General features: G+C 50.6%; 24 protein-coding genes. 3 read left to right on the forward strand and 21 right to left on the reverse strand.

What is annotated here, in order from left to right:
- Positions 1 to 2: 2 nt before the first annotated feature.
- The 7 genes from RGU75_RS03305 to RGU75_RS03335 all read right to left on the reverse strand — a co-directional run bounded on the left by RGU75_RS03305 (position 3) and on the right by RGU75_RS03335 (position 8,304).
- Positions 3 to 1,157, reverse strand: a complete 1,155-nt coding sequence (locus RGU75_RS03305) for a thiolase family protein (RefSeq protein WP_322232978.1) — start codon at positions 1,155 to 1,157, stop codon at positions 3 to 5.
- A gap of 139 nt (positions 1,158 to 1,296) precedes the next feature.
- A complete protein-coding gene (locus RGU75_RS03310) occupies positions 1,297 to 2,667 on the reverse strand; it encodes a flavin-containing monooxygenase (protein WP_322232980.1) in 1,371 nt (456 codons plus the stop codon).
- Complete coding sequence (locus RGU75_RS03315; RefSeq protein WP_322232982.1) at positions 2,667 to 3,125, reverse strand: Zn-ribbon domain-containing OB-fold protein; 459 nt, start codon at positions 3,123 to 3,125, stop codon at positions 2,667 to 2,669. Before RGU75_RS03315 ends, RGU75_RS03310 begins: the two co-directional genes overlap by 1 nt.
- Positions 3,126 to 3,326: 201 nt before the next feature.
- Positions 3,327 to 4,520: a thiolase family protein gene (locus RGU75_RS03320; protein WP_322232984.1), complete on the reverse strand. Its 1,194-nt coding sequence runs from the start codon at positions 4,518 to 4,520 to the stop codon at positions 3,327 to 3,329.
- Positions 4,517 to 5,668, reverse strand: coding sequence for a thiolase C-terminal domain-containing protein (locus RGU75_RS03325; protein WP_322232986.1), 1,152 nt, complete (start codon positions 5,666 to 5,668; stop codon positions 4,517 to 4,519). Before RGU75_RS03325 ends, RGU75_RS03320 begins: the two co-directional genes overlap by 4 nt.
- 27 nt (positions 5,669 to 5,695) lie before the next feature.
- A complete protein-coding gene (locus RGU75_RS03330; RefSeq protein WP_322232988.1) occupies positions 5,696 to 7,321 on the reverse strand; it encodes a class I adenylate-forming enzyme family protein in 1,626 nt (541 codons plus the stop codon).
- On the reverse strand, positions 7,318 to 8,304 hold the full coding sequence (locus RGU75_RS03335; protein ID WP_322232990.1) for a tripartite tricarboxylate transporter substrate binding protein: 987 nt from the start codon (positions 8,302 to 8,304) through the stop codon (positions 7,318 to 7,320). Before RGU75_RS03335 ends, RGU75_RS03330 begins: the two co-directional genes overlap by 4 nt.
- Before the next feature lie 767 nt (positions 8,305 to 9,071).
- Between RGU75_RS03335 and RGU75_RS03340 the strand changes: the two genes are divergently transcribed.
- Positions 9,072 to 9,524, forward strand: coding sequence for a CzcE family metal-binding protein (locus tag RGU75_RS03340; protein WP_322232992.1), 453 nt, complete (start codon positions 9,072 to 9,074; stop codon positions 9,522 to 9,524).
- 50 nt (positions 9,525 to 9,574) lie between these two features.
- Here the strand turns inward: RGU75_RS03340 and RGU75_RS03345 are convergent, their stop codons facing one another.
- From RGU75_RS03345 to RGU75_RS03390, 10 genes are all read right to left on the reverse strand, one after another.
- A complete protein-coding gene (locus RGU75_RS03345) occupies positions 9,575 to 9,934 on the reverse strand; it encodes a cytochrome c (RefSeq protein ID WP_322232994.1) in 360 nt (119 codons plus the stop codon).
- 65 nt (positions 9,935 to 9,999) lie between these two features.
- Positions 10,000 to 11,691: a PQQ-dependent dehydrogenase, methanol/ethanol family gene (locus RGU75_RS03350; RefSeq protein ID WP_322232996.1), complete on the reverse strand. Its 1,692-nt coding sequence runs from the start codon at positions 11,689 to 11,691 to the stop codon at positions 10,000 to 10,002.
- Between the two features lie 136 nt (positions 11,692 to 11,827).
- Complete coding sequence (locus RGU75_RS03355; protein WP_322232997.1) at positions 11,828 to 12,544, reverse strand: ABC transporter ATP-binding protein; 717 nt, start codon at positions 12,542 to 12,544, stop codon at positions 11,828 to 11,830.
- Positions 12,541 to 13,308 (reverse strand): ABC transporter ATP-binding protein, encoded by a 768-nt coding sequence (locus RGU75_RS03360; protein WP_322232999.1) that lies wholly within the window; start codon positions 13,306 to 13,308, stop codon positions 12,541 to 12,543. Before RGU75_RS03360 ends, RGU75_RS03355 begins: the two co-directional genes overlap by 4 nt.
- Before the next feature lie 61 nt (positions 13,309 to 13,369).
- Complete coding sequence (locus tag RGU75_RS03365; RefSeq protein WP_322233001.1) at positions 13,370 to 14,383, reverse strand: branched-chain amino acid ABC transporter permease; 1,014 nt, start codon at positions 14,381 to 14,383, stop codon at positions 13,370 to 13,372.
- Positions 14,380 to 15,240 carry a branched-chain amino acid ABC transporter permease gene (locus RGU75_RS03370; RefSeq protein ID WP_322233004.1) on the reverse strand — a complete coding sequence of 287 codons (861 nt, stop codon included), beginning with the start codon at positions 15,238 to 15,240 and terminating at the stop codon, positions 14,380 to 14,382. The genes RGU75_RS03365 and RGU75_RS03370 overlap by 4 nt, the downstream gene beginning before the upstream one ends.
- 159 nt (positions 15,241 to 15,399) lie before the next feature.
- Positions 15,400 to 16,662, reverse strand: a complete 1,263-nt coding sequence (locus tag RGU75_RS03375) for an ABC transporter substrate-binding protein (protein ID WP_322233005.1) — start codon at positions 16,660 to 16,662, stop codon at positions 15,400 to 15,402.
- A gap of 225 nt (positions 16,663 to 16,887) precedes the next feature.
- Complete coding sequence (locus RGU75_RS03380; RefSeq protein ID WP_322233007.1) at positions 16,888 to 17,820, reverse strand: LysR family transcriptional regulator; 933 nt, start codon at positions 17,818 to 17,820, stop codon at positions 16,888 to 16,890.
- Positions 17,821 to 17,869: 49 nt separating this feature from the next.
- Positions 17,870 to 18,427, reverse strand: a complete 558-nt coding sequence (locus RGU75_RS03385; RefSeq protein WP_322233008.1) for a flavin reductase family protein — start codon at positions 18,425 to 18,427, stop codon at positions 17,870 to 17,872.
- Between the two features lie 75 nt (positions 18,428 to 18,502).
- On the reverse strand, positions 18,503 to 19,588 hold the full coding sequence (locus RGU75_RS03390) for an LLM class flavin-dependent oxidoreductase (protein WP_322233010.1): 1,086 nt from the start codon (positions 19,586 to 19,588) through the stop codon (positions 18,503 to 18,505).
- A gap of 228 nt (positions 19,589 to 19,816) precedes the next feature.
- Between RGU75_RS03390 and RGU75_RS03395 the strand changes: the two genes are divergently transcribed.
- The gene (locus RGU75_RS03395) at positions 19,817 to 20,098 is read left to right on the forward strand and encodes a hypothetical protein (RefSeq protein WP_322233012.1); all 282 of its coding nucleotides are present in this window, start codon (positions 19,817 to 19,819) and stop codon (positions 20,096 to 20,098) included.
- Positions 20,099 to 20,248: 150 nt separating this feature from the next.
- On the opposite strand, the gene RGU75_RS03400 is transcribed toward RGU75_RS03395, so the two are convergent.
- Together RGU75_RS03400 and RGU75_RS03405 are read right to left on the reverse strand one after the other, a co-directional pair.
- Positions 20,249 to 21,007, reverse strand: a complete 759-nt coding sequence (locus RGU75_RS03400) for an IclR family transcriptional regulator (protein WP_322233014.1) — start codon at positions 21,005 to 21,007, stop codon at positions 20,249 to 20,251.
- 253 nt (positions 21,008 to 21,260) lie between these two features.
- Positions 21,261 to 22,550, reverse strand: coding sequence for an ABC transporter substrate-binding protein (locus RGU75_RS03405; RefSeq protein WP_322233016.1), 1,290 nt, complete (start codon positions 22,548 to 22,550; stop codon positions 21,261 to 21,263).
- A 434-nt stretch (positions 22,551 to 22,984) separates the two neighbouring features.
- Between RGU75_RS03405 and RGU75_RS03410 the strand changes: the two genes are divergently transcribed.
- Positions 22,985 to 23,761: a glucose 1-dehydrogenase gene (locus RGU75_RS03410; RefSeq protein ID WP_322233018.1), complete on the forward strand. Its 777-nt coding sequence runs from the start codon at positions 22,985 to 22,987 to the stop codon at positions 23,759 to 23,761.
- 175 nt (positions 23,762 to 23,936) lie between these two features.
- Here the strand turns inward: RGU75_RS03410 and RGU75_RS03415 are convergent, their stop codons facing one another.
- Together RGU75_RS03415 and RGU75_RS03420 are read right to left on the reverse strand one after the other, a co-directional pair.
- Entirely contained in the window at positions 23,937 to 25,592 is a 1,656-nt protein-coding gene (locus RGU75_RS03415; RefSeq protein WP_322233020.1) for an NAD(P)/FAD-dependent oxidoreductase, read from the reverse strand.
- A gap of 54 nt (positions 25,593 to 25,646) precedes the next feature.
- Complete coding sequence (locus tag RGU75_RS03420; protein WP_322233022.1) at positions 25,647 to 26,441, reverse strand: ABC transporter ATP-binding protein; 795 nt, start codon at positions 26,439 to 26,441, stop codon at positions 25,647 to 25,649.
- Between the last annotated feature and the right edge of the window lies 1 nt (position 26,442).

Genomic DNA, 26,442 nt, shown 5'->3' on the forward strand with positions numbered 1-26,442 from the left:
TATTATCCTCTGCGCATGATGGCTAAAGCGCCATCGCCCATATCGCCATAGCCGGTCACGAGACCGACTTCGGCATTCTCAACTTGTGCGCGGCCACCTTGACCGCGTAATTGCCGCACCAATTCAACGATATGATTCAGACCCCATACATGCGCTTGCGACAATAAACCGCCGTGCGTGTTGGTCGGCAATGCACCGCCGAGTTGCAAGCGACCGTTTTCCACGAATGGACCGCCCTCGCCTTTAGCGCAGAAGCCGATATCTTCAAGCTGGCGAATCACGGCATAGGTGAAACAGTCGTAAATTTGTGTGAGGTCGATATCATCATGCGTTACGCCCGCCATTTGAAATGCGCGCGGTGCCGCTTTAGCAATGCCGAGACTGGTCATATCCGGGCGTTGCGTGATGGACCCTGGTGAATCGGGATGACCGGCGGCAACGCCAGAAATATATACCCGTGGTTGACGCAAATCACCGGCACGTTCAGCAGCGCTCACAATAATGGCTGCGCCACCATCGCTTTCCAAACTGCAATCGAGCAAGCGGAACGGATCGGCAATCATGCGCGAGTTGCGATGATCTTCGAGCGTAATCGGTTTCTTCATCAGGGCGTTGTCATTAAGCAGCGCGTGCTTGCGACAGGCCACCGCCACCTCGCCGAATTGCGCAACCGTAGTGCCGTACAACTCCATATGGCGGCGTGCCATCGGCGCATACAATTGCGCCGGAGCGATTGCACCGATAGGGTATTCGAATTCTGTCACGAAATGGAACTGCGGCATCTGGTGGATGCGTGCGCCGGCCTTGTTGGATCCAGCACTGACGTTTCGGCCAAAGGTAATCAATACATGATTACAGACACCAGCGGCGATTGCCGCAGCGGCGCATTGCAGCGCCATCACTGGACTAGCACCGCCATGCGGAATCACCGCTGAGAAACGCAAATCGGGAATGCCGAAGTTTTCGATAAAATCGTCGGATGTACCACTGACGATGCCGACCGGGATGATTCCGTCGATATCTTTTGGTGTCAGCCCTGCGTCCGCGATCGCTTTCAATGAGGCTTCGATTTGAAGTTCGAATGCTGTTTTAGTAGAACCGCGCATGTAGACGGTTTCACCGACACCAGTTACACAGGATTTGTCACGTAATGACATAGTAGTAATCTCATTTCAAAGTTGTCGGACTGCCGCGCACTTGCCAGGATTTACATCGGAATCGGACTAACCGTACTATCTTTGGCGCCAGGGTTGACACGCCCATTAATGAGATAGTTTTACGTTAGTCTTCCGCTATTTATGTGGACGCTGACTTAGCAACTGAATTTTCAACCACATCGATCGACACCCGCTGCGCAACACGTTGCCGATAACCAAGGCTACGCTTGCGCTCTTTTGCGAGTTGCTTGCGATAGAAAGTTGGATCGAGTTCAAGTGCATAGCGCGGGCTGGCGGGGTAATGGCGTTGCAGGAAAGCTTGCTCTTCCTTTATCGCGGCGCGCATTCCGGCCTGATCCGGCAAGTCGACATCACCGCATACCATCTCGGCGAGCCATTCGGCCTGATCGTCCATCATGCGGATGTTGCCGCCACCGGCGACGTTAAACAATCCCACAAAATACAGGCCAGGTTGCGTTGGTGAAACGACGCGCAGGAACAAATCTGGTTTGTGCTCTTCGGTCTCTCCCGCATCTTTAGTCAGGAATGGCAGTCCAACTGAATAGCCAGTGGCCGCAATGATAGTGTCAAATGACGCGACGCTACCGTCCAGAAAGCGCACTTCGTTACCGGTCACCGATTCAATTCCGGGTTTAGCCGTGATGCGGTTCCAGACGAAATGTCCCATCAGACTTGGATGACTGGTCGGATGTGTTCGTGTTTTAGGTGCAACAAAACCCCATTGCTTCATACTGCCGTGCACGACGCGGGTGAGCATTTCACGCATGGTACGGCGCATCGGCCAAGGCATCCAGCGTTTTTCAATCTTGCCCAGCACGCGTGAAGTCGGCACGCCGAACAACATACGCGGCATGACTAATACAGGCGAACGTGCAGAAATTGTGGTTGATTTAGTGACGACGCAAATATCGGAGGCGATGTCGACTGCACTGTTACCCATACCGACCACCAATACGCGCTTATCGCGGAAAGGTTCGGGAACTTGATAACTGTTTGAATGCAGATATTCGCCAGCAAAGTCATGACGCCAGGCGGCATGCTTAGGCACGCCCTGATGTCCGCTAGCGATCACGACCGAGGTGAACTGTTCAACGGTATCGTCATCGAGACGAACCTGCCATCCACCATTTTTGGCCGCAACATCCACCACTTTAGAGTGGAACCGGATGTGTGGCACTACGCCGAATTTTTCGGCATAAGCTTGCAAATAGCGACTGACGCCGAAGTGATCCGGGTACAGCGGGCCATCTTTAGGAAAAGGGAAATCTTTATATGCTGTGATGCTGACTTCGGAATTCAAGTGCAGCGATCGGTAGGCCGGTGAAAGGCCATTATCATTCTGGTAGACCCACAGTCCGCCAATGAATGAACCAAGTTCGTAGACTACGACGTCGACCCCGCGCGCCAATAAGTGCTTGGCGGCGCAGAGGCCAGCCGCCCCGGCACCAATCACCGCAACCCGCTGTGCGGTTCTGGATGCCGTTTGCATCAGATTGCTTCCAGCTCGAACCAGAAATCAAGGACATCACCAGTGCGGACTTCTGCAAATTTAGTGACGACACGTGTTTTCAATGCCATTTGTTTAGCTGCTTTATCTGGATCTGTCAGGTCGATACCTTTGAAGAAACCACCAATTGCAGTATCAGCACCATCCAGCAAAACATAACCGAAAGCATACGGAGGATCTGGCAAGCCTTGAAATGGCTCATAGACCATCGTGAACGTTTCGATACAACCGCCTGGACCGACTTCAACCCATTCCGTGGTTGGCTCTAAAGTTTGGTCAGAAAAAGCGCGTGGTGGGACCAGTACACGACCGGTTTCGCCACAACGACGACCATAAATCTTAGCGTGGTCACGAATCTGAACGTAGAACCAGCTTGCTGTTTCTCCCAGTGCGTGATTGTAGGTAATGTTCCAAGCCTCGCGGCGTTTCAGCAGTTCCATTTTTTTTCCTTCAGAAAATTGATTGATTTTTGGTGATCTCTGAAACATTCTTGAGGAGATGTTTCCTGAGATCGCCTTTTCACTCTTAGGACTTACGTAAAATTGTCCCAGCAAGGCATACCGACGCAGACATTACGAATGTAACGCAAGGAGGTATAACGCCGCTGGGGCGGTTTTGCTTAAGTACTAACACTCTCGATGTTATGCCTCGATGACCATTGTTCCAAAGAACTGGTGATCACCACCGTTACCGCTGGCGACGCCTACGCGTGCGCCTTTTACCTGATGCGCTCCAGCTTTGCCCCACACTTGCAGCGCTACTTCTGCTACGCGAATCATCGCAGTCACCGCAATCGCGTTAGTACATAAAGTACCGCCCGATGGATTGACCGGAATCTCGCCGCCGATCGTATAGCGTCCTTCTTTCAACTGCTCCACCGATGTGCCGATTTTAGCCAGGCCAGCTGATTCGATTGAGTGAAATTCAGTGTTGCTGAACGGTGCATACAATTCGGCCACATGGATCTGCTTTTGCGGGTCGGTGATACCGGCCATTTTATAAGTACGCTCAAACGAACGGCTTAATGCAAAAGCGTCAGCATGGTCGGCCAAGAAGTCATTACCCATACGGTCGCCGATGTAATAACTCTCTGAGCAATGGCCCAGACCAGTAATCCACACAGCGTCCAGATTGCGGTCTTTAATGTACTTTTCTGAAGCTAGAATCATCGCACCGCCACCGCTGGACTGTGGACAGCAATCCATCAGCTTGATCGGATAGCTGATCATGCGTGAATTCATCACTTCTTCGACAGTCGTCGTTTTACGCAAATGCGCATTGGCATTCAATGAAGCGTGGTAACGGTTCTTCACGACTACCGCTGCCATGTCTTCTTGCGACATGCCATACTTATCTGCGTATCGAATTGCCGACATCGCCAGCATGGTGATCGTGCCTAGGGGCAATGGACGCTCGTAGATAGGATCCCAGATTTTGTTCAGTACGGTTTGTGAATCACCGCATTCGCCAACTTTGTCAGCACCAGCTGTCATCACGACATCACTTGCACCCGAAGCGATGTGGTAATACGCAGCAGCAACACTGGAAATACCAGTTGCACCGCCGGTGTTAATACGCAGGAAGCGCTTGTTACGTCCACCGACTGCATCAACGCCCAGGCGTTCTGCGTTACCGATACCAACCATCGCATCTGGCGACAGGGAATACACAATAGCATCGATATCGTCGAATTCAAGTTGGCTCCCGGCCATCGCCAGTACAACTGCTTCGCGTACCAGATCCGGATAACTTGCGTCGTCGCGCTTCGGTTTGAATGCGGATTGACCGATGCCGATAATACCTACACGTGGTTGATTCGTACGTGATTGACTCATTGGGTTCCTCCCAGTTTGTTTCCGAATACGACAACGGTCTGATACATCATGGCTGGACCGCTTGCTGCGTGCGCCAGCGCGGTGTCAACCTTGGCTGCCTGATGCTTACCGGCCGTTCCCATGACCTGATTAGCAGCTTCGGCAATACGTACCAGTCCGCCGCAAAATACAGAATTGATTGACGCCACACCGCCGGACAGATTGAGTGTCGGATGTGCGTGTTCTGTGCTGACGACTTCAGCCCATTGTGCTGGCTCTGCAATACCGAGCGCTTGATAAGCGATTAATTCTTGAAACGGTGTAGGACCACTGATTTCAGCAACGTCGATTTCTTTAATACTGGCAACACCGGCGTCACTAAATGCCTGACGTGCAGCTTCTTGCAACGCTGTCGCAGCAGTTAAATCACGATCACCCAGGAATGCTGCTTCAGTCGCCCAACCCATGCCGCGAATCCACGCCGGATTAGTAATTCCCGCTTTGGCAACGTACTCATCCGATGCCAGTACGAGTGCTACCGCGCCTGTAGTTGGTGTGCGCAGCATGGCTTCACGGACAGGCCAGCGTACCGCTTTTGACGCATTGATCTCTGCTGCTGTCTCAACCGGACCGGTTGCTTCCGGATAGGCGTGAGATCCGCGGCGACGATTCTGCTGCACCAGTTGTGCAGCTAATGTTTGTGCTTCAGGCTGTGCGGCGATCAGCGCATTAGCTTGCAATGCATACGAAGATAAATCATCCAGCGGCAATTTGCGATGAAAATAAGGATCGTTAGCCAGGCGCTCGACTTCAGAAAGTGACGATGATTCTCTTGTGCCCCAGGAAACAATTAACTGCGTCTCGAAATGGGCTGAAGCGATACGCAATACACCCATTACGAAGGCATGTTCGCCAGCCGATGGTGTGGACAGGATGTCGCGATCGACACCACCAACAGAGCCAGATGCGGCCATGATGGAGATAGCACGACCGTCGACCTGGTCATTAGATCCGACGATGATGCCGTCGATATCTTCGATAGGGATACCGGCGCTCTTCAGGGCCGCCTGTGCAACGTCGTACAGGATTTCCTCTAGGGAACGGCGGTCCGAGTTAATCGGGACCATGATGGCTGACCCGATAACGGCCGTAGGTCGGTTAAGTGGCATAAATACCTCAGGAGTGAAGCGCGACGACTATACTGCCGAAGCGCGTTTTTGGGACGCGATGGCAGCAAGTGCCAAAGCGCGTTCGAGAGCCAATTGCTTAAGTTCGCGCCGCTGCAGTTTGCCGGTCGCAGTAAGCGGCAGACTCGTGCAGGACTCGATATGGTCGGGCACCTTATATTTCGACGATTCCGCCGCACAATGCCGCAGTAAAGCAGCAGAGTCGAAGGCCTCGGACGAAACAGGTACCACGAATGCGAAAATCAGTTCACCGCGGATCGCATCCGGTACGCCAACTACGGCGACATCTTGTACTGATGAATGGTGTCGTAAAACGGCTTCCACCTCGGCCGGCGAGACATTAATACCGGCACGCTTAATCATTTCACCAACCCGACCGACGAATACAAAATCGCCATCGGCATTGAACTTGCCCAGATCGCCGGTGCGGTAGTAGCCGTCTTCGGTGAACGCGGTCGCATTCTGTTGCGCGCTGAATCCTGTGTAGCCAAGTGTGGTGTAACCGCGCACTTCAGCTAATCCCGGCATACCGGGCAATGCTTCTTCGCCGGTATCTTCATCGATAAAGCGAATTTGTTGTCCTGGCAGCGGCGGGCCCTGACTATGGGCGCGGCGTAAAACTGGCCAGTGGTACCACGTCACTGCACAATTACCGCAAGTCTCGGTAGCGCCGTAAATGTTACATAACTCGTCAGCGCCCAGCGTCTCGACCGCGATCAAAAACTCTTCGGCGCTTCCGATGGTGACACCGGTACGCAGACTTGCCAGACGCTCTTTGCGATAGTCACGGTGATGCGCTAACGCTGAAGTCATTGCTGGCAAAGTATAGATAGCGGTGCAGCGTTCAGTCTCGATGATTTTCATCGCGCTTGCGGCATCGAATTTTTCCATCAATACTAATGTCGCGCCGTGACCAAAGGTGGCGGGCAATGCATTTGCGCCACCAAATGCCCAAAACAAAGGCGATGACAACAGTACTCGATCGTCGCCCGTGAAGCCTTGGCGTTCACCGATATTGAAGCCGTTTTCGACGACTGCAAACTGGCGCAAAGGCACGGCTTTCGGTGCGCTTGTTGAACCGGATGTATAAAGTACTAACGCATCATCGTCTGCGCAAGGACCGGCACCTGATGCCAACTCGCCTAGTGCAATGGCGGTATCGAAAATCGTGTTATAAGAAGAGAACGTGCTAACGCCGATCACGTTATCAAGCAACCAGATGTGCTCTGAGACCGGTACACCTGGCAGGCCCTGAAGCGCAACGAAATCAGCTTCAAAATCACGGTCGCCGAAGCGAGCCGCTGAAATCAACAGCGAGAGGCTTGAGTCTTTCAACAAGAAAGCCAGTTCATTCCGGGTAGACCAGGTACTCAGCGGTACCAGAATAGCGCCCAAAGCACCGGCGCCCAGACAGACATCAATCCATTCAACGCGGTTACTCAGCAATACACCCACGCGGTCGCCACGTTTTATTCCGGCAGCTTGCAAAGCGCTGGCTACGCGAGAAGCGCGTTCCGCCAGATCCACGTAAGTGAAGCGTCCTTGCTCGCACACCAAAGCGCAGGCTTGCGGCGCGCGCTGGGCTTGCTCACGAACTAATTCGATCAGCGTTCGGCTAAAAGGCGGCGTCATCATGAATCCAGTTTCGCACCGGAAAGTTGTACAACATCTTTCCACTTCACGCGCTCTTTTTGGGCAAACGCGACCGCATCTTGCGGCGACGACCAAATCGCACGCGCTCCGGTTTCAAGAAAACGCTGCTTGACCACCGGATCGTTCTCGATTTCTTTCAGTGCTGCAGATAATTTGGCAACGATTGGGGCTGGCGTGCCTTTAGGCATGACGAAGGTACCCCATGACGTAACGACAAAATCAGGAATCCCCACTTGCGCCATGGTCGGCACTTGCGGCAAAGTAGGCCAGCGTTCGGCCGAAGTGACTGCCAGCGCCCTCACTTTGCCAGCGCGAATCAGGCCCATGTAGCTGGCAATATTATCGATCGCAAAGTTGGTGTCACCAGCCAATAATGCAGGCATTGATTGCGATGCGCCGCGAAATGGAATGTGCTGCGCCTGAATCCCGGTACGGGCACGGAATAATTCTCCGGCCAGATGCGGCGTGGTACCGATACCGGCAGAACCGTAAGACACGCCCTTAGGTTGCTTGCGCGCCCAGAGCAGAAATTCTTGTACTGTTTTTGCGGGATGTTCTGCCGCGACAACAAACACGTTGCAGTTTTCCCAGATCATCGAAACGTAGTCAAAATCTTGCGCCGGATCGTAGCTCATTTTATTGAACAAGAACTGATTGATCGACAGCGTGCCGACCGTAGCCGATGCAATCGTATATCCGTCAGGTTTGGCGCTACGCACCACTTCCATACCGATATTGCCACCGGCGCCGGTACGATTATCGACAATGAAGCTTTGCCCCAACTTCGCCTGAAGTTTGGCAGCCAGCAAACGGGTCAAGACGTCGGATGCACCACCGACACTAAACGGCACCACGATGCGAACATTCGCTTCGGGCCAGGAGCTGGTTTGCGCCGAAGCTGCTTTAAATACAATCGCAGCACTACCGGCAATAGCCGCCTGAATTACCGTACGTCTTGAAACCATTTTATTGTCTCCCCCGTTGTGTCCGTTGTGTCTTTTGCCATCCGCTGTGGCTGGTCGACCGAATGATGCCTGAGTCGATTAATCTGATGTTACATTATTCTTTGGAATTTTAAAATACTTATTAGAATTTTTTTTGTACTAGCCAGTACATTTTCTCTATATTACGACATAAAGAAGACTCGGTTAAGTGTGATGCAAGGACGGCAAATGGTGTCCCGACCAGCTATTAGCTGAAGGTATCCGTATCGACCAAAGCGAAAGACACATCATGCCTTCTGCTTTAACCAACAAATAAAGACAAATTTATAATTTCCGAACGGCAATAAAAAATATGGCAACGCTTATGGGTCCAGCTTTACTTAACTTATTCCCGCTCGAATGTTGAAATAATCACTCAAAATTCGCTGGAAATACATCCATCAATGCATTCCTGGTCGGCTCTCTTCATCAACCTACTCTGGCAAAAGTTGCCGACTGTTCTCGGGCTCGCGATCTTGACAACAGCACTGGAGAAAGGCTCTGAAATAGCCAGCTCGCCGATGATCTAAAGGACATTATGCTGGAACTGAAATATGAGGATGTTTTGATAAAGATCAATTTTTGTATTAACAAAGACTTATACAATTAACATCATTATTTTGTGTTTTGATACGGCGAATATTTTCACAATCAAGAGTGCTACTTTATCCCTTGAAACGTCGTTTTTTATAGCGTGAAACTGCTTCAATTCCTAAGTGTCACGTTCTACCTAATTTAAGGAGTGCGCGATGAGCAAGAAAATAATTTTACGGCCGTCCGACGCCTGCTTTGACAGGCTGTTTAATAAGACATCAACTCACTCTGTTTCCAAGATTCCTGACGGCGATCGCCTATCCAGACTCCCTAGCTTGTTGGCAACGTTAATGGCAGCATTGCTCATCACGGTATGCGCACTATTGTCAGCGCCAGCATCTGCAGCAACGATCACAATGGTATCGTTGGGTAGCGCTGCTTCAGCCAGATCGGCGACGGTCACCGTCAGAGTTGATCCCACCACCACTCACATCAACGTAACCGATGCAACAACGGTCAATTTTGTTGTTGGAAGCAACGCATTTGCATGGCGATTTGATGTGCCACACAATGTTTTCCTATTCGATTTAAACCGAATAGCACCACCTAATGTTGTTGACCATCAAGTCGAAGTCTATGTTGCACCAAGTATGTTGTCGATTTTCTGACTAAAGCGACTTTAGTAAAAGTACGCATTAAAGTTATTTACTTTTTTTATCTACTTTTCGCCTGCGACAACATAGGCGAAAAGTGATGCTATTTCGTCTTGCGACAACACGCTTTTCCACGGCGGCATACTATTTTTCCCGTTGCTTACCGAAGTAATAAAACGCGTCCGTTGTTGGGGCGGAAAAGTACGCAAGTCAAAAAATCCACCGCCCTCATCTACCATATGGCCGCCATGACAAACAGCACAGTTTGCGGCATACAACTTGGCACCCTGCGCAACTTGTTCTGGCGACGGTGTCGCTATATCTTGCGCCGTTGCGGCAACAGTCGCGAAGACAAATAGACCTGCAATCGCAGTTGAATATAACCGGCGGGGAACACTAACTAAGTTACCAAAGATTTGATGCAATTTATTTCTCCCGGCGTACACCCTTGACGGGTGCACGCACGTAAAACGTCTTTTTTTATATCTGCTTATTTAGCCGGTAGCGCGAAAGTCCATACTGAACCACCTTGTGGAACATTTTTCGCCTCAGGACCAACCCATCGCTTACCCAAGCCGCCGAAGCCAGACAATACGGTGACATATTGTCTGCCATTCATAGTCCACGTAATTGGACTAGCATTGATGCCGGAACTCGTTTGAAATTGCCAAAGCGTCTTACCATTGTCCGCATCCAGTGCAATAAATTCACCGGTATGACGGCCGGTAAATAGCAAGCCGCTTGCAGTGGCCAACATCGAACTCCAATTGGCGTGATCGCTCAACGGAATCTGCCACTTTGCTACGCCAGTCATTGGATCGATTGCTGAGATAAAGCCATGTGGCGCATTCGGCTCAAAAGCGAATTTAATATCTTTTACGCCAACCCAACGCATGCCGGATTTATAGGTCGCTACGGTATCGAGTGAGTAGGACGACGACATGTGGATAGTGTTGGCATACAACAAACCGGTATGTGGATTAAACGCGGCATGTGACCAATTCTTGGCACCGATAATATTCGGCCAGATATCGGCCGACTGGCCATCACGCAATGTCTTGGCGACACCGGTTTCGACCGGACGACCCGTCGCCATATCAATATGCGAAGCCCAATTAACTTTTGCATAGGGATTGGCTGCCAACAACTTGCCATCGGTACGATCAATCACATAAGCAAAGCCATTGCGATCAAGCTGCATCAATACACGCCGCGGTTTGCCATCAATTTTCAATTCGCCGAGGATCATTTCGGACGTTGCATCAAAGTCGAACATGTCGTTCGGCGTGAATTGATAATGCCAGACGATTTCACCGGTTTTTGGACGGAACGCAATCACAGAAGCGGTGTAAAGGCTGTCACCACCGCGAGAATTTGGATTCCAGGGTGCCGCGTTACCTGTACCCCAATAGACCAGATCCAACTCTGGATCATAACTGCCCGTCAGCCAGGTGCTGCCGCCGCCGTTCTTGTACGCGTTCTCGACCTTCCAGCTTTCGCCCGCTTTTTCATCCGGGCCAGCTGTTGTATGACGACGCCATAATTGTTTGCCAGTGGCTGGATCGTAGCCATCGACAAAGCCGCGAACACCAAATTCACCACCAGAAATACCGGTCATCAATACACCGTTGGCCACCAATGGTGCACCGGTGATGGAATATCCTTCTTTCCAATCGATCACTTTCGTCTTCCAGATTTCTTTTCCGGTCTTTTGGTCCAACGCCACGATATTCGCATCCAGCGTGCCACGGAATACCATGCCGTTATATAAGGCAACACCCTTATTCGACACGCCGCAACAAACCACTCGCGGGGTATCAGGATCAAAATCAACCGCGGTGCGCCAGATTTGCTTGCCGGTTAGGGCATTAATGGCAACGGTCCACTTGGCGTTACTAACGTACATCACGCCATCCTGCACCATCGGCTGGGCTTGCTCGCCATATTCATTTTCCAGACCCAGCGCCCAAACAGGTGCCAACTTTTTGACATTCTTTTTATCGATTTGTTTGAGCGTCGAATAGCGTTGCTGGGAGTAACCCATGCCATAAGTCAACACGTTTTCCGGATGCGCGGCATCGTTCTTCAAATTGTCCATCGTCTGCGCCTGTAAAGGTGACGACGCCACCGCACATAGTGCGATCAAACAGCCTAAGGAACGTAACTTTTGTTGATACTTCATGAATGGTCTCCTCCTTATTGTTATATTTTTTTGTAAAAATAAAATCTGAATCAAAAACAAAATAAAGATACGAGACAAGCCTCTGTCTCGCTTACAGCAACTACATGAATATCAATGGGAATGCTCCCCAACCGGGTTACACAGAGAGATATCGGCGTTTAATGGGCTCATTATTACGCAAGCCTTCGACCGAATCGCAATAAACGATTTTTCCTTTGTCGATAACAGCAACGTGCGACGCCACATGCAGGCAAAAATGCATATTTTGCTCGGCAAGTAAAATGGTCGTTCCGCCTTTTCGTAATGCCTTAATCTGCACCGCTATTTGTTGGACAATTACCGGCGCTAATCCTTCGCTCGGTTCGTCCAGCAACAGCACCGACGGGTTGCCCATCAACGCACGTCCAATCACCAGCATTTGTTGCTCGCCGCCAGATAACTGTCCCGCTAATCGATTGCGCAATGGCACTAACAGCGGGAAGGCTTCATAAACACGCTGTAACGTCCAGTCACGCTGATTCTGCAAGCCAGTCTTTTCTGCCAGCGTCAAATTGTCTTCCACTGAATGCTCTGGAAACACTTGCCGGTCTTCCGGTACGAATCCCAGCCCGGCGCGAGCGATGCGGTAGGATGCGATGCCGTTGATGCTTTTTCCATGCAGATCTATTTTCGTGGCGGCGCTGGGAATAATGCCCGCGATAGCTTTCATCGTGGTCGACTTGCCCGCGCCGTTGCGACCCAACAATGCCAGGCATTGACCTTGGCCCACTTCCAGATTAATACCGAATAACACTTGGCTGGCGCCGTAAAATGCGGTTAGTCCGCCGACCGACAAACTGCTGTCGGCGCTCACGCAGCAGCCTCTTCAAATCCAGTGCCCAGATAAGCGTCAATGACAGCCTGATTGTTACGAATTTGATCGGGCGTGCCTTGGGCCAGCAATGCGCCGTAATACAATACGCGGATGGTTTGCGCACGGGCAAATACGATGTCCATATCATGCTCAATAAAAATGATCGTTATTTTTTCCCGCTGCCATAAATAGTGGACTCGCTCCATCATCAACAACCGCTCTTCCGGTCCCATGCCCGCCGTCGGCTCATCAAGTAACAACAAACGCGGTTCAAGCGCGAGCGCTAAACCGATATCGAGCAGCTTCTGATCCCCATGCGGTAATTCTCGGGCTAGCGTATTCGCCTTTAATTCCATGCCGAGCATTTCTACGATTTCTGCTGCCCGCTCCTTCACCAAAGACGGCGAACGCGGCGTTGAAAACGAGGCAAAGATATTACTCATTTGGCCACGATGTGCCATCACCGCTGCTTCTAGCGATTGCGCCACAGTCAAGGTGGGAAAAATACTGGACACCTGAAATGCGCGTCCGATCCCGCGTTGAACAATCGCCTTCGCTGGCAAGGTGGTAATGTCTTTTCCGTCAAAAATAATGCTGCCGGAATCTGCTTTTATTTTGCCACTGATGAGATTAAATAGCGTGGTTTTGCCTGCACCATTAGGGCCGATGATTGCTGACAAGCTGCCGCGCTCAAATTCTGCCGAAAAATCATTGGTTGCAACGACGCCACCAAACGCCTTTGTTACATTGGTCATTTTTAGCATGGCGTGTCCCGAAAAATGGCAACCTGTCTAACAACAACAGCAGAGAAATACGTTGAAAAGTTCAAGGAAGTCTCGATTCCACGGGGTTGTCAAATTTGACCAATTGGGCAGGCTTCGTGCGTCCAAGGCGGAAGGCAATAAACCGCTCAACGACAATATCCAGCAAGCCTTTACGTAACAAAAGTACGTAGAGCAAAATAATGGTGCCTAAGACCAGCCCGTAGTATTTGGTATGTGCAGTGACATAATGATTAAGCAAGGTCAACATGGTCGCACCCACCAACGGGCCAAGGAACGTATTCACACCACCTAACATAATCATGAAAATCGCTTCTCCCGACATGGTCCAGTAACCAAAGTTAGGATAAGCAGCGCTGACGTACAAACTCATCAGCACCCCGGCGACACTGGCAAAAGCCGCTGCGATCACGAATGCCGCGACGCGATATCCACGCACGTTCATCCCTAAAAACTCAACCCGCGCAGCATTATCGCGAACCATGCGTAGTGCATAGCCGAAAGGTGATTTGGTGATGTGCCACAACAATCCGAGCGATACGATAACGACGCCGGCGATGAAGTAATACACATGATGCGTATTCGCCAGATCGATACCGAGAAAAATCGGTTTCTTAAAACCGCCGGTCAATCCCTGATCGCCGCCGGTCAGTGTCTGCCAACTCAGGATCGTGCTGTAGAACATCATCTGAATCGCCAGCGTTAGAAAAGTAAAATAAATTTCTTTGGTTTTAGTGCAAATCAGACCCACGATCAAGGCGAGTAACGCACTGCTTAGTACCGCCATTGCCATCGCTGCCGGGATCGACCACATGCCGGTTTGCATCAACAAGCCGAACGCGTAAGCACCGGAGGCATAAAACATGGCGTGACCGAAAGAAATCAGGCCGGTATAACCGATTAACAAATTAACCGAGATCGCAAATAATCCAAATATAGCGATGTGAATGATCAAGTCCAGCACCATCTGTGAGGCGATCACGCTAGGCAGCCCCGCCACAATAATAAAGGCTACGATCACCCATAACGAGGTTGATGAGAGCAGGCGATTGTTCATCGTTGAGCGCCTTTTCCAAAGAGGCCATCGGGCCGTAAAACCAGCACTACAGCCATCAACGCAAACACACCAATTTCAGTAAACATCGGAAAGCCGACACTGCCGAATGAACGGCATACGCCAATCAAAATTGCCGCAACCAGGGCGCCGCCGATTGAACCCATGCCGCCAATGACGGTGACGATGAATGACTCGATCAAGATAGAGAAACCCATTCCCGGCACTAACGATCGGACCGGAGCGGCTAATGCGCCAGCCAGACCGGCAAGTCCGGCACCGAGTGCAAATACACCGGCATATAGCAACGAAGTATTGATTCCCAACGCGCCTGTCATGGATGTATTGGTCGCCGCCGCGCGGACCTTGCTGCCGAAGGATGTTTTCACAATCAGCATCCAGACCGCCAGCGCCACCAAAAAGCTAATGCCGATCAGGAAAATATAAAAGAGGGGAATTGGTGCGCCAGCAATCATTAATGGCGCTGTTGCAAAAAAAGATGGCATACCCATCGACTGAAATTCCGCACCGAACATCAATTGAACCAGATCGTCCAGTACCAGAATCCAGCCGTAACACATCAGCAGTTGCATCAAAAAATTACTTTGATACAGACGCCGGAAAAAGATCCGCTCGAGGAATACACCGAACACAGCAATACCTGCTGAAGCGATGATGACTGCCAACACATAGCTATCTGTTATCCCATAGATGTAATAGGCGAGATAAGCGCCCATCATATACAAGGAGCCGTGCGTAAAGTTGACCACCTTCAAGACACCGAAAATTAACGTTAAACCGGATGCGACCAAAAATAACAACATCCCGATAACGAAGGCATTCAGGCCTTGGGTCATCATGCAAGAAGCCGACGACACACAGTCTGATAACGCAGTAATATCCACTCAAGTTTCTCCGACGACACCCACAAAATCTGAAAACTACTTGCTTTCGATTCTGGGGCAAAATTAACTCCACCAAGCAACCAGAACCGAGCAACAGGGTTTAAGCGACTAACCTTAAGCCCAACCGTTTTCTTTTTTCCACTTCAGTTCCAAATCGGTGATAACACCCCAATCGGCCATTTTTGCGTTTTCAATGAACGGCAATTTATTTGAGATACGGCCCCAACCAGTGGCATAGTCAACCAGCGTCTGGTCGCTAGCACGCAGTGTCAACATTCCTTTGCTGCCGAATGGCGATTTGATTTGCATACCGCGCAACGCATCGGACATTTTTTTCGAATCAACCGACTTCGTCTGGCGTATAGCCTCAAGCATAAAATCCATACCGGAAGCGGCTTGCCACGACCAGTTTGTCGGAGAATCCTTAAATTTTGCGCTGTAGGCATTCGCCCACGCCTTGTTGGCCTGCGTGTTCGGAAAAGCGCTTAGATAACGGGTGCCAGAGTGAACCCGCTTCGGCATCGCTTTTACTTTAGAAATAGTGGTGAAATCTGCCAGTGCAACCGCAAACACCTCAATCTCATTGAACAAGCCATACAGATTGCCCTGATCGATGAAAGACACCAGATCGCCGCCGATCAGACAGGTAAATATTGCCTGTGGCTTTTCCTGCATAATTTTGGTGATGAACTCGGTGTAATCTGGCTGCGACATTTTTGGCCACGCTTCGCCGACGATCTGCGCTGATGGACTGAAATGTTTCAAATACCGGACGAAAAGCGCAGTGGTATCGCGACCATACGCATAATCAGGACCGATGGTCATCCACTTTGTAAAATTGTTTTGCTTTGCTACTTCGGCAGCATATTGTCCAGCCACGATTGCATCTTGCGCACCTTGACGTGCTGTACGGAAGGCGTTTGGAATTTTCATCTTAGGGTCAGCGGTCAGTGTCGAAATTTCCGGGCTGGCGTGGATGCATAAAGTGCCGGTCCCGCGCACTACTTCGTGCACCGCGAACGCGCCATTGGAAGCATCGCAATCAAGGATAAAGTTGCACTTATCACTGTTGATCAAATCGCGCGTCAATCGGCTCGATTCTTCTGGTTTACCCTTTGAATCACGGATCAACAACTCGACCATCTGCCCGTTGAAGCCACCAGCTGCATTAAAGGCATCTACCTCTAATTGCGCGCCATTGGTTGACGAAATACCCAATTGCGCAATGCGTCCCGACATGATCGTTGGAATACCGATTTTGATGGTTTGCGCGGTTTGAGCCCGCAAAATTGAAGGAAATCCTAAGCTTGCACCAGCCACACCCAGGGAAGCGGCCGCACCTAATATCCGGCGCCGCTTGAGCGATATTTTTGTCATTGTCTCCACCTATATCTATTATATTTTTTAGAAAATTTGATGTTATTTTTATAATTAAATTACGTACTTTTATTATTTTCAAGCTTGATTTAAAATAATTTAATTTTCGAATTTAAGAAAATATATTCATTATTTCGAAAATAATACCCTATTTTTTTATGAAATAATTTTATTTCGGGACTCGGCGATGGTTTTTATTGGATCGCTATGAACAACGCTGCGGCGTTACAACTTCGGTGACGCAACCATGTCAGTAATGGCCATTTCGAAGGTAGTACATTGCAGCGCCACTTCGACAATATTGCGAATAATTAATTGTTCCTGGTCGACATTCCATGCGATGACGAATTCGAGTTCTGGCATTGCCAATTCGGGCAATAAGGGTACAAGTTCTGATCTCGCAAGGTGCGAGCGCACCAGAATTTCAGGTAACAAAGCGATACCTGCACCGCTGGAGATAATAGCAATTAGTGCCATGATGTTGTTGCAGGTACCGATTGCATCCCTATCTACGCCTTGCTCGCGTAATACGTCCATCGTCATGGAATGGCTGGCTGACGGTTTCGACAAGGACCAAATGGCATGTGTTTCCAGTCGCTCGCGCAATGTTGCCGAGTCTGGATACTTGCCTTGAAGTGCGGGCGCCATCATCCAGCACATACGCACTGTGCCCAACGATTCTGATCGAATATTCGGGCCTACCGCTGGCGCGGCAAACAGGGCGACGTCCAGCTTCCCGATTTCAAGGCGTTGACGCATTGATGTGGTCAGATCGATTTCAATTTGATATACCACCTTGGGCATCAATTGGCGCAAGTTAGCAATGAAGGTTGGAAACCAACTCAACGCCGCGATCTCTCCCGCACCGATACGAACAGTGCCACTGGCAGTTTCGGCATTGTCCAGGTCACCAACTACGCTATCTAGGCGGCGCAATAATGGCTCAACCATTTGCACCAGTTCGCGGCCCTGGAAAGTCAATTCCATGCGCCTTCCCTGACGCCGGAACAGCGCCACACCCAAGGCAGTTTCCATTTCACGCACGCGCGCCGAGATTGCTGGCGGCGAGGCATTCATTTTCAGCGCCGTGGCGTGAAAAGTGCCAAGCCGGGAAATCCAGCACAGGGTTTCAAGATTGAGGAGTGTGACGCGCTTCATATAAACATTATGTGAATCTAATGTGAATTAAAACTAGGTTGGTCTGCTACTAGCCCAGGTCGGCCCACATGGCACTGACATCCGATGATATCGAACCCATCTGAAGAGGCAAAGCCGTGCAATAACGTCCCGCATTGAAAATCAAGGGCTCGCCATCGTGGTAAGAAACCTTATGCACCCGACCGACGAACAATACATGATCGCCGCCATCAATGGTGCTTTGAGTCTCGCATTCGAAACTAGCCAGCACGCCATCCAGCACCGGCGAGCCACCCAATCCCTCCTCGTACGCGAGTCCACCGTATTTGTTTTCATTGGGCGTCGCGAAGCGTTGTGACAAATCGGATTGACCCACGCCGAGAACATTGATCGCAAAATGCCCCGATGCCAAAAATCCTGGCAGCGAAAGCGCGTTCCGTCTGATACTCCACAACACCAACGGCGGGTCCAACGATAAGGCCGAGAAGGAATTTGCCGTCATCCCCTCCAATTTTCCGTCGGGTGCGCGCGTGGTAATAACAGTCACGCCCGTAGGAAAACGGCCCAGCGCATTTCGTAGCTGTCGAGTGTCATGCTGACCGTCCAGATACAAGTGAGTCACCGCCATGATTGCCCCTTAACGTCGAGGGCAAACGCAACCACATGCAAAGGAATTGACGACGGGGCGATCATGATCTTGCTCTTAGCCATTGACCACATTGACCAGAGGAAGTACTTTTTCGGCCATCAAGATCATAGAGTCGCGCGCCAGTTCGCGGTCAGTCCAGTCGACACCTGCATACAGCATCGTACCAAATTGGCCAGTGACTTCTTGCAACGCATGGATCTCATCGGCGACCTTTGACGGCGAACCATAAATGACGAGTTGCTTCATGACATCTTCAAGGGTCACGCTGTCATCGGACATTTTAGGATCGCTTTTGAAAACACCCAGCGAACCACGGCGTTTCAGTTTATTGAACAAAGAACGGTAATAGTAATAATAAGGACCATCGGTGCCTAACGCATAAGCCTCGGCGGTAGCATCATCCTTCGCCACAAACACGGTCTTGGCGACGCGCCAGTTCGCAGGGTCGGCTTCCCGCTCCGCCCGTGCGCAACCTTCGACATACTTGGTCCAATGACTCTTGACCCACTTCGGCAGCAAGAAATTGGCTGAAATAGGATCCCAACCACGCGCTGCGGCTTCGGTAATACCTTGCGAAAATGGCGCGACGGCTGTCACGACAATCGGCGGATGCGGACGCTGGAGCGGCTTCGGAATCGACCCCATCCCGGTCTCCGCGATGTAAGTACGTTCCGTCGATATATTCCAGTGCTCACCTTTGAGATTGTAAGGCGGCTCAGTCGTCCATATTTTCAGCAACTGATTGATCGACTCCAAAAACATCGCAGGACGTGGCAAATCGAAGTTGCCATAAGCTTCAGCATCCGAAGGCAGCGCGCCCGGGCTAATCCCGAGGATAAAACGCCCACCCAGCAAATGATCCAGCATCGCGATGTGACTAGCGAGAGTCACAGGATGGTGATTCGGGAGATTGAGCGTGCCGGTTCCCAGCTTCATTTGCTTGGTCGCATCGACCAGCGTTGCCAAAAACAAAGCGGATGAAGTGATGTTTTCTTCCGGATCAGTCGCGTGCTCACCTACATAACCTTCAACGAAGCCCAACTGATCAGCCAAAATAAAAGCTTCGCGGTCCTCGCGCAGCGAAATTTGCCAATCTTTGCCAATAGGATGCATAGGCATCGTGAAAAATCCGAGTTTCATCAAATCTCCTTTAATCTTTATATTTATATTTATATTCAATCTATATCGCTTAGAGCCAGTTTAGGCAAGGCAATAGATAAATAAAAGACACTTGATTGGACCGTAACCAATCAGTTTTTCTGATGATTTGGATTATTAACTAAATCGCAGGGTTGGTTGACCGCCTAAGCTGTTGAGGATTAAACGTGTAAAAAAGGCAAAACCGCGAGTTGGATGCCAAGCTAGACGATGGTCCATACGCAAAATGGTTTCTGCAAGGGGCTTTGGCAACGCAGACAGTGCCCAGAAGTAGGAAAAGCAAAAGCCGTCCTGGGTTTTGTTAAATGTCAGTTTGTCCGTTCAGTCCTGACGCAAACGCGTCCCGGCAAGGCGTGCCGACGCAGACAGCACGCTAGTGCGGCAAGGAAGGCACAACGCATCTTGGGGGAGGTTAAGACGGTCGCCAAGTCAGCCAACGGTCCTGACGCAAACGCGTCCCAGCAAGGCGTGCCGACGCAGACAGCACGCTAGTGCGGCAAGGAAGGCACAACGCATCTTGGGGGAGGTTAAGACGGTCGCCAAGTCAGCCAACGGTCCTGACGCAAACGCGTCCCAGCAAGGCGTGCCGACGCAGACAGCACGCTAGTGCGGCAAGAAAAGCACAACGCCGCTGGGGCGCGTTTACGTCAGGACCGGCCGTATGTTGCCTAGGCTGCGCTCAATCTGCTCTGCGCAAGCACGGGCGGCATCCAATAGTTTATGTTCGTGCGACTTGGTTGCCCGCCGACCAATGACGGAAACGTGAATCGCCCCCGCCAAATTACCATTGGCATGTCGGATGGGAATGGCATAGCCGACCACGCCTTCGACCGCTTCCTCTTCGCTTTTCGCGTAACCCTGCTTGCGAATGCGCTGATATTCCGCTTCCAATGCACGCGCATCAGTGATGGTATTAGTAGTCAGTTTTTTTAGCGGCCCAGATAAAGCCTTCGCAGCAAGGCGCGTATCGTTGGCGGCGAATAGCTTGCCGGTCGCGGTGCAGTGCAGCGACAGCCGCTCGCCCAAACGAATATCGAGCGAAATACGCTGCGTACCCATGCATCGGTCAACATAAAACACACGCTGCCCCATATTCATTCCGAGATAGACGTCGTCGCCAATGATTTTTGCCAGATCTTGCAAATGGCGGCGCGCCAATGGCCGCACATCGAGCGAGGCCACGGTCGATAAAGCGATGCCGACCACACGTGGACCGATTGAGTAGCGCAAGTCTTCGGTCATGGTCAGCACTTCTGCCGCCACCATGGTTTGCAACATATTGTGGACACTGCTGACCGGCAGGCCTAACGCTTCTTTGATTTCGGTCAGGCGCAGACCTTCTTTAAAGCGCACTAACAAGTCAAGCACATCGAAGGTGCGTAGATATCGGTCGGGACTCATGGGATGCCTCGTTAAACAGAAATTACCGATCCTGCCACGGATGGCGACAAGATACTGTTATTGACCAAATGATTTAGTAGTTTCGAAATATCGAAAAGTGATTTTTCGACTAGAAATTATAGCAAAATTTGTGCCATCTCAACACGTCAACTTTACGCACTGCCGATACCGTCATTCCTTCACATTAATTGAAGGAATAACGTGGGCGTATTTGTGCGTATTGAGAGAGATCGTTTAATAAACTATTTCAGGACTATTTAACGTACTTGAGATAATCGCTGTACTTGCCGTAGGCTTTAAAGCGTTTTGCATCGTAGTCATAACTGTAGACCCGCAACGCTGACATACCGAGATGATTATCCGGGCTAAATTTTAGCGGTGAAGAAACGCCCTTCGTGTCGACTTCAAAGCCTTTTGACATTGCTTCGACCATCGCTGCACGGGTCGGCTCCTTCCCGGCTCTTGCAATCGCATCCGCCACCAGTTCGCCAACCACCCATCCGCCGACAAAATTGACATTGGTCTTCAATCCGCCGAAACCGTATTTATCAGCGGCGGCGGCCATTTCCTTGATACCGCCCGGTTCTTCAATGTCGCCCGGCGTGAAGCAGCTGACAAAATGATAATCGCGACCGGCCTCAGGGCCCAGCGCAGAATAGATATCAGGCGTACCAAGTTGCGTAATGGAAAAAGTAGGAATTTTCAAACCATATTGCAGCATCGTCCGCATCAGCAAAATGGTCGGAGTAGGAACGCCGTATACCGTCACAACATCCGGCTTCATGGCGATGATTCCCATCACTTGCGCGGTCACGTCGGCCGAACCGACCTTGACTGGAAACGCCTGAGATGTGCCGCCATATTTATGCACTTCTGCGTCGACATAATCAGCATATTCCTTTCCGCCCGCCACATCCATGTGAACAGTTGCAACTTTGAGCGCCTTGAGTTTAAGTTTATCCGCAAAATAGCCGACCCCGACCTGCGCCATTTGCTTGAACCCGCAGTACCCGTTGTAGAACATCGGCGACGGCGGTTCGATACCGGCTTTGGTGACGGCGAAGGTTCCGACGACGGGTAGTTTGCCACGGCGAATAGATGGCATTAACGCGACCTGGGCGCTGGTGTTACCCAATCCTGATATGCCAATGACTGGCGTCTGGCTACTCAATTTTTCATAGGCGATGCGTACCAATGGCGCCTCGTAACGATCATCCTCAAGTACAAGATTAACTTTACGGCCGTTGATTCCTCCGGCCTCGTTAAGGTTGCGCATGTACGACTGCATTCCGCGGACCCAAGGTATCTGCGATCCTGACGCCGTGCCGCTCATATCCATGATCACGCCCCAATCAATCCTGTCGGCGTACACGCCATCGTTAGGTTGTTCAAAGGCATGCGCGGTGATCGCTAAGGTGGCGATGACCAGACTGACGCTTACTCTTCTGACACAGCTACTCAGACCTGATGTGGGTGTTTTATATCTGAAAAAGAAAGTAGACGGTTTGACCGCATGATTATGGTGATGATGATGGTGATTCATTTTGTCTCCTGAATTTGGCAACTATGCCAAGTCGTATCGAACGTCTCGATTAATTTCTGAGCGCCCTTTTGACGACTGACATGGATTCGAGCGTGATCTTTCACGTCTCTTTTATTTTTTTCTTCTCTTCTTTGGCTTTGTTAACCCCCTTTTATTTCCCTCTTTTTGATTTATAAAAAAGTTGCAGACGTAACGAACACTGTTTCGTCCAAAGCACCGATCTGTTCGAACTCAAAGTCTTCATCATCAATTTTATTAAAATCATTATGTGTTAATATTTTCGAAAATAAAAAATATATTTCGATATTTGGAAAAATACTTCCATGACACCTGCCATGGAAATCACCTCTTCAAACGCGCCGCAACGTTAAACATTAATCCGCACAACTTCGGACATGCAAAGTATTGCAGCGCACAACCAAAAGGAAACACACATGGACATTTCTTCGAACATGGCACCGCAGGTGCTGACTGGACGTTTGGCGCTGGTAACCGGTGCAGGGCAAGGAAACGGTCGCGCCATTGCAATTGGCCTGGCCCGAGCTGGTGCGCGTGTCATCGTCACCGACATCAACGCAGCCAACATCAAGCAAGTGGAAGAAGAGATTCGTGCCGCTGGCGGAGAAGCGTGGGCGCACGTTCTCGATGTTACGTCGACCGACGCCTGTGCGGCTCTTGCGCAAAAAATTGGTGATGAAATTGGTCAGGTGAATGTGGTTGTTAATAATGCTGGAATCCTGATCCGCGAGAATATAGATAGTCCACGTGTTGTCGCCAATATGCAGCGCATGATGGATGTCAATGTCAATGGCACTTTCAACGTGACGCACGCATGGTTACCAGCATTGCGTGCAACACGTGGAACAGTCATTAATGTGGCTTCAGTCGCTGCCTTTGCCGGACAGCCTAACAGCATGGGTTATTCGCCCTCTAAAGGCGCGGTCAAACTGCTTACCCAATCGCTGGCGGTGGAACTTGCCAAAGACGGCATCCGCGTGAATGCTATCGCCCCGGGATTGATCGAAACACCAATGACTATTGATAGTCGCGGCGCACCTGAAACGCTGCATAAATTTATGCTTAGAATGCCGTTGGGACGCGTTGGGCAAGCGGAGGAATTGGTTGGACCAGTCGTGTTCCTGGCCTCTGAGATGGCGAGTTATGTCACTGGCGTCATATTGCCGGTCGATGGTGGATTTCTGGCCTGTTAAGCTGCATCAACGTCTAATGACGCAGTAGAATGTGCCTACGATGAAATCGTTCATCGTAGGCGTGATAACAAGTTGAAGTAATGTTGCAAGCGTGAGGTTGAAACCTGAAATAAATTCAGGTATTCATCACAGCAATTTTAATTTTAAGATTGTGGTTTGATTGCGGTCTGATCAATTATGCCGCGGTCAGGATAAACCCGCGATAGGCATTATCCGCAATCTCATCACACTCCTTGCGGTACACCCCAATTCTTGCCACATACGGCATGAATACGCGTGGTTTCCCCGGAATATTGGCACCCAAAAACCATGAATTAGCCAGTGGGAAAAGTGTCTTGTTAGCCGCTTTATTGACATGCTCTACCCAGTCTTTTTCCGCCGGCACTCCCGCCTCAATAGTGGTGATTTTCTCTCGATCCAGATAGGTTATACAATCACTAATCCACTCAACATGCTGCTCAATACCGACCACCATATTGACTAGCGCAGACGGACTTCCCGCGCCTGTGATGATGAACATATTGGGGAAACCGGCCGTCATTAAGCCCAGATAAGTGCATGGCCCATCGGCCCATTTATCGACCAGCGTCAAGCCGTTTCTGCCACGAATATCCATGTTCAGTAGCGCCCCGGTCAATGCGTCGTAACCGGTCGCACACACCAGCGCATCTAACGCATATTCTGTGTCACCACAACGCACCCCTTCAGCACTTACTTCGGTAATCGGCGTCTTTTTTAAATCGACCAGTTTAACGTTGGTGCGATTGTATGTTTCGTAATAACCGGTATCTACACAAATACGTTTGGTGCCAAGCGGATGATCGTGTGGACAGAGCATTTCTGCCACGACAGGATCTTCTACTGTATTTCTAATTCGGGCGCGAACGAAGTCTGAAATCGTGTCATTGGCACGCTTATCGACCATCACATCATTAAAGGAATGAACGAAGTTGACGCCGCCTTTATTCCAGCGACGTTCGTATTCTTGTGCGCGCTCTTGTTCCGTCGCCTGCATCGCGCCTTTATCTGAAAACTCATACAAGGTCCCCACTTCGCGCGCCCGGGTGCGGTGTTCGCGATAGACGCTTTTCCATTGTTGCTGGTCTTCGGGCTTGAGCGCTTCGTTCCATCCTGGAATGGAAAAGTTGGCGGTACGTTGAAAGACCACTAAGTTTTCTACTTGACGGGCGAGTGCAGGAATCGTTTGAATGCCGGAAGAACCGGTCCCGATCACGCCCACCCTTTTGCCACTGAAATCGACACCTTCATGCGGCCATGCGCCGGTATGATAAATCTTGCCGGTGAACTTGGCCAGACCCGGAATATCCGGCAATCTTGTGGCAGAGAGCGAACCACTTGCCATCACGCAAAAACGTCCGGATGCCTGTGCGCCAGTATCAGTTTCCAATTGCCAGCGATTTTGCGTTTCATCGAAAATTGCAGCCGTAATGCGCGTATTAAAATCAATATCCCGACGCAGATCGAAGCGATCCGCTACGTGCATGATATAGCGTAATATTTCTGGCTGTGCCGCGTACTTTTCGGTCCAGACCCATTCCTGCTCAAGTTCAGTAGAAAACGAATACGAGTACTGTAAGCTTTCTACGTCACAACGAGCGCCGGGGTAGCGATTCCAATACCAGACACCACCGACATCATTTGCGGCCTCGAAGACACGCGCTGTCAAACCCATTGCACGAACCTGATGCAGCATGTGCAAGCCGGCAAATCCGGCTCCGATGATTAAGACGTCGTACGCTGCATCCGATGCAGAATTCAATGATTTGACTTGGGCGTCGCCATGCTGCAACGGTGGCTTGGAATGTGGCATCGTATCGGTCTCTTTTTTATAGTTATCGCAGCGAAAAGCTGGTGTGTAAAAAATTTAAACGTTGTCCGTGGCAGCGCCATGTTCGGTGCCAAGATACGCCTTGATCACCGCTGGATTTGCCTGCACCTCGCGCGGCGTTCCCTCAGCGATTTTGCGGCCAAAATCAAGAACGACGATCTTGTCAGAAATATCCATGATCACCGGGATGTCATGTTCCACAATCAAAAAGCTGACGCCGTATTGCTCACGCACGCGCAAGATCAATTCGGTCATTGCGCTTTTTTCCGCGCTACTCATACCAGCCATCGGTTCATCGAGCAACACCAAGCGCGCTTTTTGCATTAACGCACGGGCGAATTCGACTTGCTTTTGTCGTCCATAAGGTAACTCTCCCGGCAACACGTCAGCGATATCGGGCATACCTAAAAATTCCAAAACCTCGGTCGCTGCCGTGAATGCGGCCCGTTGCTCCGCACGCGCCCGCCAGCTTGTGACAGCACCTTGCAGCAGGCCGGATGCGCCTTGCCGATATGCGCCAACCAACAAGTTATCCATCACCGTCAGGCCACCGAACAATGCCAAATTCTGGAACGTCCGCGCCACGCCATGCCGCGAGACCTGATGCGCTGCTTTCCCTGTAATGTCGGCACCGTCGAAAACCACCTGTCCCGATGTTGGCCGATACATGCCAGTGACGCAGTTAAATAAGGTGGTTTTTCCGGCGCCATTAGGACCGATCAACGAGGTAATCTGCCCTGTTTGTGCGGTAAATGACACGTCATCCAGCGCACTTAAACCCTGAAAGCGCATTTGCAACGATGCAATATTGAGCAAAACGTTACTCTTCATA

The sequence above is a fragment of the Glaciimonas sp. CA11.2 genome (assembly GCF_034314045.1).
In the GTDB taxonomy this organism is placed as follows: domain Bacteria; phylum Pseudomonadota; class Gammaproteobacteria; order Burkholderiales; family Burkholderiaceae_D; genus Glaciimonas.

Excerpts from the sequence above, each read along its gene's own strand:
- RGU75_RS03305 (WP_322232978.1), bottom strand. The coding sequence starts at position 1,157 with ATGTCATTACGTGACAAATCCTGTGTAACTGGTGTCGGTGAAACCGTC.
- RGU75_RS03310 (WP_322232980.1), bottom strand. The coding sequence starts at position 2,667 with ATGCAAACGGCATCCAGAACCGCACAGCGGGTTGCGGTGATTGGTGCC.
- RGU75_RS03315 (WP_322232982.1), bottom strand. The coding sequence starts at position 3,125 with ATGGAACTGCTGAAACGCCGCGAGGCTTGGAACATTACCTACAATCAC.
- RGU75_RS03320 (WP_322232984.1), bottom strand. The coding sequence starts at position 4,520 with ATGAGTCAATCACGTACGAATCAACCACGTGTAGGTATTATCGGCATC.
- RGU75_RS03325 (WP_322232986.1), bottom strand. The coding sequence starts at position 5,668 with ATGCCACTTAACCGACCTACGGCCGTTATCGGGTCAGCCATCATGGTC.
- RGU75_RS03330 (WP_322232988.1), bottom strand. The coding sequence starts at position 7,321 with ATGATGACGCCGCCTTTTAGCCGAACGCTGATCGAATTAGTTCGTGAG.
- RGU75_RS03335 (WP_322232990.1), bottom strand. The coding sequence starts at position 8,304 with ATGGTTTCAAGACGTACGGTAATTCAGGCGGCTATTGCCGGTAGTGCT.
- RGU75_RS03340 (WP_322232992.1), top strand. The coding sequence starts at position 9,072 with ATGAGCAAGAAAATAATTTTACGGCCGTCCGACGCCTGCTTTGACAGG.
- RGU75_RS03350 (WP_322232996.1), bottom strand. The coding sequence starts at position 11,691 with ATGAAGTATCAACAAAAGTTACGTTCCTTAGGCTGTTTGATCGCACTA.
- RGU75_RS03360 (WP_322232999.1), bottom strand. The coding sequence starts at position 13,308 with ATGCTAAAAATGACCAATGTAACAAAGGCGTTTGGTGGCGTCGTTGCA.
- RGU75_RS03365 (WP_322233001.1), bottom strand. The coding sequence starts at position 14,383 with ATGAACAATCGCCTGCTCTCATCAACCTCGTTATGGGTGATCGTAGCC.
- RGU75_RS03370 (WP_322233004.1), bottom strand. The coding sequence starts at position 15,240 with ATGATGACCCAAGGCCTGAATGCCTTCGTTATCGGGATGTTGTTATTT.
- RGU75_RS03375 (WP_322233005.1), bottom strand. The coding sequence starts at position 16,662 with ATGACAAAAATATCGCTCAAGCGGCGCCGGATATTAGGTGCGGCCGCT.
- RGU75_RS03380 (WP_322233007.1), bottom strand. The coding sequence starts at position 17,820 with ATGAAGCGCGTCACACTCCTCAATCTTGAAACCCTGTGCTGGATTTCC.
- RGU75_RS03385 (WP_322233008.1), bottom strand. The coding sequence starts at position 18,427 with ATGGCGGTGACTCACTTGTATCTGGACGGTCAGCATGACACTCGACAG.
- RGU75_RS03390 (WP_322233010.1), bottom strand. The coding sequence starts at position 19,588 with ATGAAACTCGGATTTTTCACGATGCCTATGCATCCTATTGGCAAAGAT.
- RGU75_RS03395 (WP_322233012.1), top strand. The coding sequence starts at position 19,817 with ATGGTCCATACGCAAAATGGTTTCTGCAAGGGGCTTTGGCAACGCAGA.
- RGU75_RS03400 (WP_322233014.1), bottom strand. The coding sequence starts at position 21,007 with ATGAGTCCCGACCGATATCTACGCACCTTCGATGTGCTTGACTTGTTA.
- RGU75_RS03405 (WP_322233016.1), bottom strand. The coding sequence starts at position 22,550 with ATGAATCACCATCATCATCACCATAATCATGCGGTCAAACCGTCTACT.
- RGU75_RS03410 (WP_322233018.1), top strand. The coding sequence starts at position 22,985 with ATGGACATTTCTTCGAACATGGCACCGCAGGTGCTGACTGGACGTTTG.
- RGU75_RS03415 (WP_322233020.1), bottom strand. The coding sequence starts at position 25,592 with ATGCCACATTCCAAGCCACCGTTGCAGCATGGCGACGCCCAAGTCAAA.
- RGU75_RS03420 (WP_322233022.1), bottom strand. The coding sequence starts at position 26,441 with ATGAAGAGTAACGTTTTGCTCAATATTGCATCGTTGCAAATGCGCTTT.